The organism is Mesorhizobium kowhaii (assembly GCF_042431665.1).
In the GTDB taxonomy this organism is placed as follows: Bacteria; Pseudomonadota; Alphaproteobacteria; order Rhizobiales; family Rhizobiaceae; genus Mesorhizobium; species Mesorhizobium kowhaii.
On sequence record NZ_JBHLYT010000053.1, the window covers coordinates 46,266 to 59,087 of the forward strand.

General features: G+C 62.9%; 8 protein-coding genes. 2 read left to right on the top strand and 6 right to left on the bottom strand.

Features of this window, described 5'->3' with window-relative positions:
* The first annotated feature begins 194 nt into the window (after positions 1-194).
* On the top strand, positions 195-650 hold the full coding sequence (locus tag ACFFNA_RS27670) for a TadE family protein (protein WP_378923821.1): 456 nt from the start codon (positions 195-197) through the stop codon (positions 648-650).
* Entirely contained in the window at positions 651-2,417 is a 1,767-nt protein-coding gene (locus ACFFNA_RS27675; protein WP_378923120.1) for a Tad domain-containing protein, read from the top strand. It begins immediately after the preceding gene.
* A gap of 57 nt (positions 2,418-2,474) precedes the next feature.
* On the opposite strand, the gene bglA is transcribed toward ACFFNA_RS27675, so the two are convergent.
* The 6 genes from bglA to glgB all read right to left on the bottom strand — a co-directional run bounded on the left by bglA (position 2,475) and on the right by glgB (position 12,802).
* Entirely contained in the window at positions 2,475-4,100 is a 1,626-nt protein-coding gene (gene bglA, locus ACFFNA_RS27680) for a beta-galactosidase BglA (RefSeq protein WP_378923121.1), read from the bottom strand.
* On the bottom strand, positions 4,087-6,123 hold the full coding sequence (gene glgX, locus ACFFNA_RS27685; protein ID WP_378923122.1) for a glycogen debranching protein GlgX: 2,037 nt from the start codon (positions 6,121-6,123) through the stop codon (positions 4,087-4,089). The genes bglA and glgX overlap by 14 nt, the downstream gene beginning before the upstream one ends.
* Positions 6,124-6,134: 11 nt before the next feature.
* Positions 6,135-7,763: an alpha-D-glucose phosphate-specific phosphoglucomutase gene (locus tag ACFFNA_RS27690; RefSeq protein WP_378923123.1), complete on the bottom strand. Its 1,629-nt coding sequence runs from the start codon at positions 7,761-7,763 to the stop codon at positions 6,135-6,137.
* A 3-nt stretch (positions 7,764-7,766) separates the two neighbouring features.
* Positions 7,767-9,212, bottom strand: a complete 1,446-nt coding sequence (glgA, locus tag ACFFNA_RS27695; RefSeq protein WP_378923124.1) for a glycogen synthase GlgA — start codon at positions 9,210-9,212, stop codon at positions 7,767-7,769.
* 91 nt (positions 9,213-9,303) lie between these two features.
* Entirely contained in the window at positions 9,304-10,569 is a 1,266-nt protein-coding gene (glgC, locus tag ACFFNA_RS27700) for a glucose-1-phosphate adenylyltransferase (protein ID WP_378923125.1), read from the bottom strand.
* Positions 10,570-10,588: 19 nt separating this feature from the next.
* Positions 10,589-12,802 (bottom strand): 1,4-alpha-glucan branching protein GlgB, encoded by a 2,214-nt coding sequence (gene glgB / locus ACFFNA_RS27705; protein WP_378923126.1) that lies wholly within the window; start codon positions 12,800-12,802, stop codon positions 10,589-10,591.
* Positions 12,803-12,822 lie beyond the last annotated feature (20 nt).

The following is a 12,822-nucleotide window of genomic DNA, read 5'->3' on the forward strand; positions in this document are numbered from 1 at the left end:
AAAGCTGTGCCGTGGCGGCCGAAATACGAGCCGAAACCAGGAGCTTGACTTGGTTTCCTCACCTCGACGCCATTTCTCACCGGGAATCTGTGGCCGCGCCAGTTTGCCGGAATGTGTTAATGCGTTCTTAAGCAACCAGAGGTTACATTATGACTGCCTTTTTGTGCGGTTTTTATCTCAGACACGTGGCAGTCATGAGTACCAGGTCAAGTAGATCATCGATAATCTGCCAAGCAACGCGGAAATTTCAAGAAGAATCTGGAACTTCGGCGGTTGAGTTCGCCTTGCTCTCGCCCATCTTCATCCTCCTTTTGCTCGGAATGGTTGCATACGGTATATATTTTGGCGCCGCCAACTCGGTCCAGCAGATCGCGGCGGATGCGGCCCGCACTGCAATTGCCGGACTGAACCAGACCGAGCGCCAGACGCTCGTAGCCAGCTTCGTCACCAACAATGCCGGCGGATATCCCTTCGTGGATGCCAGCAAGTTGACCTACCAGGCCAATGACAGCGTCGCCGACGGAAGCCAGTTCGTGGTGTCAATCCAGTACGATGCCCGCAACCTGCCGATCTGGAACCTCTTCCCGGGCATCGCCATGCCGGGAAGCACGATCAAGCGCCAGTCGACGATAAGGGTCGGGGGCATCTGAATGCTGCTGCGGGCGTGCACTGAGATCGGCCGGCTTGCCCGATCGATCCTGGCCGACAGAAGAGCGAATTTCACCGTCATGGCGGCATTGAGCGCGCCGGTCGCGCTGGCGCTGGCTGCGGTGGCCATCGACGAAGCCTCGATCTACGCCGAGCGCCGCGAAGCCCAGGCAATGGTGGACCTGGCGGCGATCACCGCCGCCTCGAACATCACCAACGTCGACACCGCTGTCGTGACCACGTTGACCGACAACGGCATGCCGGGAGTTGTCGTTCAAGGCTCGGGACAGACGATCGCGCCGGCCGTCGGCAAAACCGTCGTGACGGTCACGCCCGGGCGCTACGCGGCATCAACCGCGAATGTCAGTCAACGCTTCCAGGCCGGCGTAACGCCCTACAATGCCGTCCATGTCACCCTGAAGAAGATCCCTGCCCGCTATTTCGCGAGTTCGCTGATCCCCTCTCCCGTCATCGGCACCGAAGCCACCGCCAGCATGACGCCGCAGGCGACGTTCTCGGTCGGGTCGAGGTTGCTCAGCGTCAATGGCGGCATTCTCAACGCGCTGCTCAGTGGACTTCTCGGCGGCAACATCTCGCTCAGCGTCATGGACTACAACGGGTTGATCGCGGCCGATGTCAGCGTGTTGTCGTTCATAGACGGCCTTGCCACACAATTGAGCCTGACCGGCGTCACCTATTCGGACGTGCTGGCATCGAAGGCGACCGTCGGCCAGATCGCCACGGCCATGGCCAACGTGCCCGGGCTTGGCAATACGGCCAAGGTGGCGCTGCAGTCGATCGCGTCCAAGTCGACCAGCACTTTCAAGATCCCGCTCAACAAGCTCGTCGATCTCGGTTCCGTCGGCAGCCTGGCCCTCGGGCAAAGGCCAGCCGGCCTTGGAGTGGACGCCAGCGCCATGGGCATGCTGACCGCTGCCGCCGTGCTGGCGAACGGCACCAACCAGGCCCAGGTCAATCTCGGAGCCACCGTACCCGGGCTTCTGTCCACCGCGCTTAACATTGCCATTGGCGAGCCGATGCAATCTTCGCCGTGGCTCGCGGTCGATGGCATCGGAACGGTGGTGCGCACCGCCCAGACACGCATCAAACTGGTGGCCACCGTCGGTGTCGGCACGCCCAGTCTCGGCGGCGGTATCAGCCTTTTGGCCGTCAATCTGCCGCTCAATGTGGAAGTCGCCTATGCCGAAGCCAAACTGACCGACATCACTTGTCCGACCGGGCCCTCCAGCATCAAGGTTTCCATTGCCGCGCACCCAGGCATTGCCTCGCTGCATCTGGCCAACAGCAACAGTTCAGGTTTCGGCGACTTCAGCCAGCCGCAGACCTTCACTGACGCGGAGATCGCGGATGTGAGCCTCAAACTACTGCTGATCAACATTCCGCTGATACAGGTGATGGGTTCCGCCGCGACCGCGATCACCAACAACAGCCCGACGACGCTGACCTTCGATGCAACCGATATCGCCAACAAGACGATCAAGACCGTTTCGACACGCAACATCTCGCAGTCGCTGACCACGTCGCTGGTCAGCAACCTGTCGCTGTCGGTCAATGCGCTCGGTCTCGGGATCGATGTGACCGCCCTGCTCGGAACGGTCAAGCCGGCAGTTGTGGCCGTGCTGAACGGCGTAACGGCGCCGGTCGACGACCTGCTCTACAATGTGCTTTCGGCGCTCGGCGTCGGCGTCGGCCAGGCCGATGTGCGTGTCACCGGTGCGACCTGCGGGCGCTCGGTTCTCGTTCAATAAGGCATTTGCAGCCCAAGTGGGATCACTTGCGTTGCAAGCAGCGGCCGAAGCGCTGAATCAGCTGAGCTGACCAAGGAAACAGCCAAGCGCTGGCAGCGAGATCTGGCTCTCTTCAAAAACCCCGCTCCCGCCGTCAATAGCCACGACAGCTCCGGTATCCGTAGGCAACGGCCAATTCGCCGGGACCTCGGCGAAGTTGAAGACACAGAGAAGTTTCTCACCGCCGTCTTCGCGGGTGAAGGCGAGAATTTCGCCCTCCGCATCGAGAAACCGGATCGAACCGCCGACCAGCGCCGGATGCCCTCTGCGCAAGGCGAGCATGGCTCGATAGGAGGCGAGCACCGAGGCCGTGTCGGCGTTTTGCACATCGACCGCGCGGGCGCGATGGCTGGCCGGTATCGGCAGCCACGGCTTAGCCGTGGAGAAGCCTGCATTGTCGGCAGCGGCCTCCCAGACCATCGGCGTGCGACAACCATCCCTGCCCTTGACGCCTGGCCAGAAGCGGATGCCAAAGGGATCGCGCAGATCCTCGAAGGTGAGTTCCGCCTCTTCCAGGCCGAGTTCCTCGCCCTCGTAGAGACAGATCGATCCACGCAGGCAGGAGAGCAGCATGATCGATAACCTTGCGACGGTATCTGGATCGCTGCCCGGCCTTGTCCAGCGGCTGACATGGCGCACCACGTCATGGTTGGAAAACGCCCAGCAGACCCAGCCATCGGACACGGCTGCCTCGAAGGCTTCGACGCAGCCCCGCACATGCGCCGCCGAGAATTGTGGGCCAAGCAGATCAAAGGTGTAGCACATATGGAGCTTGTCGCCGCCGGTGGTGTAGGCGGCGAGCGTCTGCAGCGAGCGGCCTTCATCGCCGATCTCGCCGACAACGGCGCGGTCCTCATACTCACCGAGCAGCGCCCTGAAACGCTTGAGGAACGCCAGGTTTTCCGGCTGCGACTTGTCGAACAGGTGTTCCTGGTAGAGGTAGGTGTTGGTTTCGCTGTTGGTGCCGGCGACGCTTGACGCCAAGGGTGGATTGCTGCGCAGCCAGCGGTCGTGGACATAGTAGTTGACCGTGTCGAGCCGAAAGCCGTCGACGCCACGCTCCAGCCAGAACCGCACCGTTTCCAGAAGTGCGTCCTGGACCTCCAGATTGTGGAAATTCAAATCCGGCTGAGAGGCGAGGAAATTGTGCATGTAATATTGTCGGCGGGTCGAATCCCACTCCCAGGCCGGGCCACCGAAGACGGAGAGCCAGTTGTTGGGCGCCCCGCCATCGGGCTTCGTATCGGCCCAGACATACCAGTCGGCCTTGGGGTTGTCGCGGCTGGCTCGGCTTTCGACGAACCAGTCGTGCTTGTCGGAAGAGTGCGACAGCACCTGGTCGATGATGATCTTCAGGCCGAGCCGGTGCGCCTCGGCGACCAGCGCATCGAAATCCTCCATGCCGCCGAACATCGGATCGACGGCGCAATAGTCCGACACGTCGTAGCCCATGTCCGCCATCGGCGACTTGAAGAAGGGCGACAGCCAGATGGCGTCGACACCGAGTGAGGCGACATGCTCCAGACGGTTGGTGATGCCGCGCAGGTCACCGCTGCCGTCGCCGGTCGTATCCTGGAAGGATCGCGGATAGATCTGATAGATGACGCAGCCACGCCACCATCCGATCTGGTCACCTACCGCCATTGCGCTTCTCCCTTGTGCCGGCCTGCGCGGCTGCGCGTTCGATCATGAAGATCACCGTTCGCCCCGATACCGGCCGCAAGATGTCGGCCACCTCAGCCGTTTCAATGGCCGGCTCCCAGAAAAATCCCTCACGCTGAGGCAGCGTGAACATGCAGGCCCGGCGATCGCCGTTGATGAGCGCCGCAAGACGGCGTTCGTCATCGGTTGCGCCCCGCAGGATCATGACCAGGCGATGCCGCTGCGGGTCTTGCCAGCTCTGTTCATCGAGCGGAGCGCCTGTTTCGGTCAGCCATGCGACGTCCGGAATATCGGAATCTGCTGGAGGCCGCCCGATGAGGAAGCGCGTATCGGAGAGCGCCGGCACCGCTCGGCGCAGCGTCGAGAGCAGCGCCGTGTAATGCTCCAGCGCCTGGTCGCGCCCGGCCCAGTCGAGCCAGGTGATCTCGTTGTCCTGCGCATAGGCGTTGTTGTTGCCGTGCTGGCTGCGGCCGAATTCGTCGCCGGCCGTCAGCATGATGGTGCCTCGCGAGACAAACAAAGTGGCGAGCAGCGCGTACTGATCGTTAAGACGCGCCATGGCTACGGCCGGGTCGTCCGCCTCACCTTCCACGCCGTTGTTCCACGACAGGTTTTCATTGTGGCCGTCGCGGTTTTGCTCGCCATTGGCCCCGTTGTGCTTGCGCTCGTAGCGCACGATGTCGGCCAGCGTCATGCCGTCATGGGCGGCGATGAAATTGACCGTGCGGCTGGCGCTTTGGCCCTTCGCGGCAAACACATCGGACGAACCGGCAAGCCGGGTCGCCAGTGCGCCGACCATGCCGGCGTCGCCGCGCCAGAAGCGTCTGACATCGTCGCGATACTTGTCGTTCCATTCGAGGAAAGGCGGCGGAAAATTGCCGAGCTGATAGCCATCCGGACCGACGTCCCAAGGTTCGGCGATCAACACGCGATCGGCCAGCAGCGCGTCCTCGCCGATTGCCTTCAGCAACGGCGCCTCGGCGTCGAATGTCCCTTCGACCCTTCCCAGAATGGGCGCCAGGTCGAAGCGGAAACCATCGACCCCGACATCACGGACAAAATGGCGAAGTGTGTCGAGGACCATTTCCTGAACGACGGGGTGGTCGCAAGCCACGGTGTTGCCGGTGCCTGTGTCATTGGCCAACCTGCCGTCAGGTGTGTGCCGGTAATAGGCCTGGTTGTCGAAGCCGCGCAGCGACAGCGTCGGCCCGAGCCGGTCGCTCTCGCCGGTGTGGTTGAAGACGAGATCGAGGATAACGCCGATGCCGGCCTGCCGCAGCGCGGCGACCGTGTTTCGCAATTCCATGATGCCGCCGGGTGCAAGGCGTGGATCAAGCGCCATGAAGGTGACGGGATTGTAACCCCAGGCGTTGCGCAGCCCGAGCGGCGGCAGGTGCCGCTCATCGATCGACGCCGTCACCGGCATCAGTTCAACAGCACCGACGCCGAGCTTTTTCAGGTGCTCGATAACCACGGGATGAGCGAGAGCGGCGACCGTACCGCGCTGCTTTTCGGGAATGTCCGGATGCAGCATGGTGAAGGCGCGCACCGGCACTTCGTAGATCAGGGCGCCGGGCTGGAACAGCGGCGGCGCCGCCTGCACGGGTTTCGGCAAGGCTGCAACAATCGCCTTCGGCATTAGCGGTGCGGTATCGGGGCCTTCGCCCCGGCGCCGGGCCAGCCGCCAGTCATAAGCGTAAGGCCTGTCGATTTCGAGGGCGTAGGGATCGATCAGCAATTTTTCGGGGTCGAACCACAGGCCGCGATCCGGCGCATAATCGCCATCGACGCGAAACCCGTAGCGGGTACCGGTACCGAGACCAGCGACGAACAGCGCATGCACGCCCTCGCCTTCCGGCTGCAGCTCAAACCGTTCGATTTCCCGGTTGCCCTGCTCGTCAAAAATCGAGACCCAGAGCCGGCGGGCGGCTTGCGACCAAGCGGCAAAGCGAATGCCGCCCTCCGAAACAAGCCCGCCAAATCGCGGCCGCAGATCGGCCGGCATCGCAGATTTCATTAAGTGATGACACTCGGCTTGGCGCGGCCGGTATGGCTGCGAATCCCGGCAATATCATCGGCCGCCGAAATCAGATCGGCAAGGGCGGCCTGGGTATCGAGATCGTGCCTCGACTTGTCCGGCTCGTAGCGCTCGATATAGACGCGCAAGGTCGCGCCCGACGTGCCGGTGCCGGAAAGCCGGAAGACGACGCGCGAACCGCCCTCGAACAGCACCCTGATGCCCTGGTGTTCGCTGGTCGAACCGTCGACCGGATCGTGATAGGCAAAGTCGTCGGCGCTGGCGATTGTCATGCCGCGCACGCTGGTGCCAGGCAATGAGCCGAGCTTGGAGCGGAGTTCGTCGACCAGCGCGTTGGCGCGATCACTCTCGACCTCCTCATAGTCGTGGCGCGAATAGTAATTGCGCCCATAGGTCGCCCAATGCTCGGTGACGATCTGCTTGCAGCTTTCGCCGCGCGCGGCGAGGATGTTGAGCCACAACAGCACCGCCCACAGGCCGTCCTTTTCGCGGACATGGTTGGAGCCGGTTCCGGCACTTTCCTCGCCGCAGATCGTCGCCATGTCGGCGTCGAGCAGATTGCCGAAGAATTTCCAGCCGGTTGGCGTTTCATAGATGCCGATGCCGAGCTTTTCGGCGACACGGTCGGCCGCGCCACTGGTCGGCATCGAGCGGGCGATGCCCTTCAGGCCTTCCTTATAGCCGGGCGCCAGGCGGGCGTTGGCGGCAAGCATGGCGACCGAATCCGACGGGGTGACGAAGATACCCTTGCCGATGATCAGGTTGCGGTCGCCGTCGCCGTCGGAAGCGGCGCCGAAATCCGGCGCGTCCGCTCCCATCATCTCGTCATAGAGGTGTTTGGCATGGACGAGGTTCGGATCCGGGTGGTGGCCGCCGAAATCCGGCAGCGGCTTGAAGTTGCGGCAGGTGCCGTTGGGCGCGCCAAGCCGGTTTTCGAGGATCTCCTTGGCGTAGGGCCCGGTCACCGCATGCATGGCGTCGAAGCGCATGCGAAAGCCGTATTTGAAATTGGCGCGGATGGCGTCGAAATCGAACAGGCTTTCCATCAGTTCGGCATAGTCGGCGACCGGGTCGATGATCTCGACCGTCATGCCAGCGGCATCGACCGTGCCGATCGTGTCGATGTCTATCGCTGCGATGTCAGTGGTCTTGAAGCTCGCAATCGTCTTGGTCTTTTCGAAGATCGCGTCGGTCAGCTTTTCCGGCGCCGGACCGCCATTGCCGGCATTGTACTTGATGCCGAAATCCTCGTGCGGGCCACCCGGATTGTGGCTTGCCGACAGAATGATGCCGCCGAAGGTCTTGTATTTGCGGATGACATGCGAGGCGGCCGGCGTCGACAGGATGCCGCCCTGCCCGACCATCACCTTGCCGAAGCCGTTGGCGGCGGCCATGGCGATCGCCTTCTGGATGACCTCGCGGTTGTAGAAGCGGCCGTCACCGCCGATCACGAGGGTCTTGCCCTTGAAACCGTCGAGCGCGTCGAAGATCGACTGGATGAAGTTCTCCGCATAGTGCTCCTGCTGGAACACCGGCACCTTCTTGCGCAGGCCCGACGTGCCGGGTTTCTGATCGGAATAGGGCTTGGTGGGGACGGTCCGTATCATGCTTCAGGCAACCCTTTTCGAAAGCAGCGAGCGATAGAGTTCGACGTATTTTTCGGCGCTCTTGTCCCACGACACATCGGCTTTCATGCCTTGGCGCTGCAGCGATTCCCAGACCGCCGGACTGGCATGTGCGTCGACGAGTCGACGCAAGGCGTGCAGCAGGGCGCCGCCATTGTTGGGCGTGAACTGGAAGCCGGTCGCCACGCCGGCCGAAACGGCAGCCTCGTTGGCATCGATGACCGTATCGGCCAGGCCGCCGGTGCGGGCAACCACCGGCACGCAGCCATAGCGCAGGCCGTAAAGCTGCGTCAGCCCGCAGGGTTCGAAGCGCGAGGGAATGACGATGGCGTCGCAGCCGCCTTGCATGATGTGTGACAGTCCCTCGTCGTAGCCGATGACGACGCCGATGCGGCCACGATGCCGAGCCGCGGCGGCAAGCAGCGCGCCTTCGAGGCCGGCATCGCCCGAACCCAGGATGGCCAGCCGCGCGCCCCTGGCAACGATGCCGTCGACCACCAGCGCGAGTATGTCCATGCCCTTCTGCCAGGTCAGGCGGCTGATGACGCAGACAATCGGGCTGTCGTCGCGATCGAGGCTGAAGCGCTCCTCGACGGCAGCACGGTTGGGCGCGCGCGCCTTCAGCGTCCTGGCCGTGTAGGTGGAGACCAGATGCTTGTCGGTTTCCGGATCCCAGATGCCGGTGTCGATGCCGTTGACGATGCCATAGAGATCGCTGGAGCGCATGTTGATGAGGCCGTCGAGACCCATGCCGAATTCTGGCGAGCGGATCTCCTGCGCGTAGGTCGGACTGACCGTGGTGATCGCCCAGGCCGCCTGCAGGCCGGCCTTGAGGAAGCCGACGCCGCCATAATATTCGACACCGTCGAGCGCCATCGCCACCGCCGGCAAGCCAAGCTCGCCGAAGATGCCGGCGCCGAACTGGCCCTGGAAGGCAAGGTTGTGGACGGTCATCATCGATGGGATGCCGACCGCCTTGCCGTAGCGCATGTAAGCCAGCGTCATCGCCGACTGCCAGTCATGGGCATGGACGACGTCCGGCTGGTAGCCTGAGATGGCACCGCCGGCAATGTCGCCGCCGACCTGGCTCAGCGCCGCGAAACGCCGCCAATTGTCCGGCCAGTCGACGCCGGTCGCATTGCCATAGGGGCCGCCGGGACGGTCGAACAGATGCGGCGCGTCGAGCACGAACAGTTCGAGCCCGGCGAGCTGGACGGAATAAACGGAAGCCTTGGCGCCCTGCAGCAAGGGATATTGCAGAACGGCCTTCTTTTTCTTGAAGGCCGCCATCACGGTCGGAAAGCCGGGAATGAGCGTGCGCATGATCACGCCCTTGGCCGCCAGCGCGATGGGCAGCGCGCCGGTCACGTCGGCAAGCCCGCCGGTCTTGATCAGCGGAAAAATCTCGGGCGTGACCGACAGAACCTGCATGCGCCTACAATCCGATCCCGTCTGTCCTAGAGTTCTTTGTCTTGACACAATTCCGGACGGAAAACCGTTTCACACTTTTCCTGGAATTGCTCTAAAGCGCCAGCTTGTCGATCATATCCTGGGTGACCAGGCAGATGCCCTTTTCGGAAACGCGGAAGCGCTTGGCGTCGAGGACGGGGTCTTCGCCAACCACCAGCCCTTCCGGTATCCTAACACCATGGTCGATGACGACGCGCTTCAACTTTGCGTTCCGGCCGACATGAACGTCGGGCAGCATGACCACCTCTTCCAGTGTCGAATAGGAATTGATGCGCGCACCGGTGAAGATCAGGCTTCTCTTCAGCGAAGCACCCGAGACGATGCAATCGCCCGAGACCAGCGAGGAAACGGCCGAACCGCGGCGGCCATCCTCGTCATGCACGAACTTTGCCGGCGGCTTCAATTCGGCATAGGTCCAGATCGGCCAGTCGCGGTCATAGAGGTCGAGTTCCGGCGTGATGTCGGTGAGGTCGATATTGGCTTCCCAATAGGCATCGACCGTTCCGACATCGCGCCAGTAGGCCTCGTTCTCGGCGGTCGAGCGGACGCAGGACTTGGCGAAGCGGTGGGCGATCGCCTTACCGTGCTGGACGATATAGGGAATGATGTCCTTGCCGAAGTCGCGGCTCGACCCCGGCTCGGCGGCGTCACGGCGCAGTTGCTCCATCAGGAACTTGGTCTTGAACACATAGATGCCCATCGAGGCCAGCGCGAACTCCGGCCTGTCGGGAATGCCGGGCGGATCGGCGGGCTTTTCGACAAAGGCGATGATGTTGTCCTTGCCATCGACGTGCATGACGCCGAAGCCGGTGGCTTCCATGCGCGGCACTTCGAGGCAGCCGACGGTGACGTCGGCATTGGCGTCGACGTGCTGGCGAAGCATCATCTCGTAGTCCATCTTGTAGATGTGGTCGCCGGCGAGGATGACCATGTATTCGGGCCCGTAGGCCTCGATGATGTCGATGTTCTGGTAAACCGCGTCGGCCGTGCCCTCATACCACTGCGTTTCCGAGACGCGCTGGCTGGCCGGCAGGATGTCGAAACTCTCGTTTCGTTCGGGCCGCAGGAAGTTCCAGCCGCGCTGCAGATGGCGGATCAGCGAATGCGCCTTGTACTGGGTGGCGACGCCAAGGCGGCGAATGCCGGAATTGAGCGCGTTGGAGAGCGCGAAGTCGATGATGCGCGTCTTGCCGCCGAAATAGACGGCCGGCTTGGCGCGCCGGTCGGTCAGCTCCTTGAGGCGGCTGCCACGGCCGCCGGCCAGTACATAGGCCATGGCATCGCGCGCCAGCGGCTGGGTCCGTTTCAAGTCTGCCATTTCTACCCTCCCAAGTTACTCAGTCTGCGACAAGCTCGAGCATGATCGTCGACAGCGGCGGCAAAAGCATCGTTGCAGAGATGCCTCCTCCCTCCGCCCGCGCCTCGACCATGCCGCCATTGCCCTTGCCGGAACCGCCATATACCGAAGCGTCGGTGTTGATGATTTCACGCCAGTTTCCAGCCGTCGGCAACGGCACGCGATAATTGTCGCGCGGCACCGGCGTGAAATTGGAGATGACGGCCACCGGGCTGCCGCCCGGTGCGCTGCGCAGCCAGGCAAAAACCGAATTCTGGCTGTCGTCGACGATCAGCCAGGAAAACCCTTCCGGTTCGCAATCGCGGCCATGCAGCGCCGGGCGCGAACGGTAGAGATAGTTGAGATCGCGCACCGTCTGCCAGACGCCGCGATGCGGCCGGAACTCAAGCAGGTTCCAGTCGAGCGCGCGTGCCTCGCTCCATTCGCGGCGCTGCGCGAACTCCTGCCCCATGAACAGCAGCTTCTTGCCGGGATATCCCCACATGAAGGCGTAATAGGCCCGCAACGTCGCGAATTTCTGCCAGTCGTCGCCGGCCATCTTGCCAAGCAGCGTGCCTTTGCCGTGCACGACCTCGTCATGCGAGAGCGGCAGCACGAAATTCTCCGAGAAGGCGTAGGTCAGGCCGAAGGTGAGCTCGTTGTGGTGGTGCTTGCGGAAAATCGGCTCCTTGGCGAAATACTCCAGCGTGTCGTGCATGAAGCCCATGTTCCACTTGAAGCCGAAGCCCAGCCCGCCTTCATGCACCGGTGCCGAGACCTTCGGCCATGAGGTCGATTCCTCGGCGATGGTCATCACGCCCGGATGGTGGCCGTAGACCTCCTTGTTCATCTTCTGCAGGAAGCTGACCGCCTCGAGGTTCTCGCGGCCGCCCTTCTCGTTGGGGATCCATTCGCCCTGCTTGCGCGAATAGTCGAGGTAGAGCATCGAGGCGACCGCATCGACGCGCAAACCGTCGACATGATATTTCTCGGCCCAGAACAAGGCATTGTTGACGAGGAACGACACCACCTCGCGGCGGCCGAAATTGTAGATCGCGGTGTTCCAGTCGGGATGAAACCCCTTGCGCGGGTCAGCATGCTCGTAGAGCGCGGTGCCGTCGAAATGGGCCAGGCCGTGCTCGTCGACCGGAAAATGCGCCGGTACCCAGTCGAGAATGACACCGACGCCGGCACGGTGGGCGCCATCGACGAAGCGGGCAAAGCCGTCCGGATCGCCGAAGCGGGCCGACGGCGCATAGAGTCCGGTCGTCTGATAACCCCAGGACGGATCATAGGGGTGTTCGGAGATCGGCATGAACTCGATATGGGTGAAGCCGGTCTCGACTGCATAGGGGATCAGCCGATCAGCCAGTTCGTCCCACGACAGGAAGGTACCGTCGTCGTGAAGCTGCCAGGAGCCGGCATGGACCTCGTAGATCGAGATGGCTTCGCGCCGGGCATCGGCATTGCGCCAGAAACTGCGATGTGCCTCGTCGCCCCACGGATGCGCCGGCGGCACCGCGGTCACCGAGGCAGTCGCCGGCCGCAGTTCGGACTTGAAGGCGAACGGATCGGCCTTCAGCGGCAGCCTGACGCCATCAGGGCCGATGATCTCGTATTTGTAGGGCCGGCCGGCGCCGATATCGGGGATGAACACTTCCCAGATGCCGGTGTCGCGACGGTCGCGCATCGAGTGCCGGCGACCGTCCCATTCGTTGAAATCGCCGACCACCGAGACGCGCCGCGCATTGGGAGCCCAGACGGCGAAATGCACGCCCGTGGCGCCCTCGTGCTCGATGACATGCGCACCGAGTTTGTCGAACAGCCTGAGATGCGAACCCTCGGCGATGTAGTAATCGTCCATCGGCCCGAGCACCGGGCCGAATGAATAGGGATCCGTCAGCCACCAGTCGCCGCCGGCGTTCCTGGCATGATAGCGCAGCGGCTGACGCTTGCGGATCGAGAGCTTGCCTTCGAAAAAACCACCGTCGTCGCGCCTCGACAGTTCACCCGCGATATTGCCGGTCAGCGTATAGGCGGTGACGAACTCCGCATGCGGGACAAAGCAGCGGGCAAACAGGCTCTTGCCGACCTCATGGACGCCAAGAACCGCGAAGGGATCGCCATGCGTGCCGGCAACAATCGCCGCGACATCGCTGGCTGCCGCCAGTTCGTCCGGCCCGCTTGTGGCAGCGGTCGCGCGCGGCTTCTTCATCAGGCAGCGTCCCTCCCCGG

Excerpts from the sequence above, each read along its gene's own strand:
- ACFFNA_RS27670 (WP_378923821.1), top strand. The coding sequence starts at position 195 with ATGAGTACCAGGTCAAGTAGATCATCGATAATCTGCCAAGCAACGCGG.
- ACFFNA_RS27675 (WP_378923120.1), top strand. The coding sequence starts at position 651 with ATGCTGCTGCGGGCGTGCACTGAGATCGGCCGGCTTGCCCGATCGATC.
- bglA (WP_378923121.1), bottom strand. The coding sequence starts at position 4,100 with ATGGCGGTAGGTGACCAGATCGGATGGTGGCGTGGCTGCGTCATCTAT.
- glgX (WP_378923122.1), bottom strand. The coding sequence starts at position 6,123 with ATGCCGGCCGATCTGCGGCCGCGATTTGGCGGGCTTGTTTCGGAGGGC.
- ACFFNA_RS27690 (WP_378923123.1), bottom strand. The coding sequence starts at position 7,763 with ATGATACGGACCGTCCCCACCAAGCCCTATTCCGATCAGAAACCCGGC.
- glgA (WP_378923124.1), bottom strand. The coding sequence starts at position 9,212 with ATGCAGGTTCTGTCGGTCACGCCCGAGATTTTTCCGCTGATCAAGACC.
- glgC (WP_378923125.1), bottom strand. The coding sequence starts at position 10,569 with ATGGCAGACTTGAAACGGACCCAGCCGCTGGCGCGCGATGCCATGGCC.
- glgB (WP_378923126.1), bottom strand. The coding sequence starts at position 12,802 with ATGAAGAAGCCGCGCGCGACCGCTGCCACAAGCGGGCCGGACGAACTG.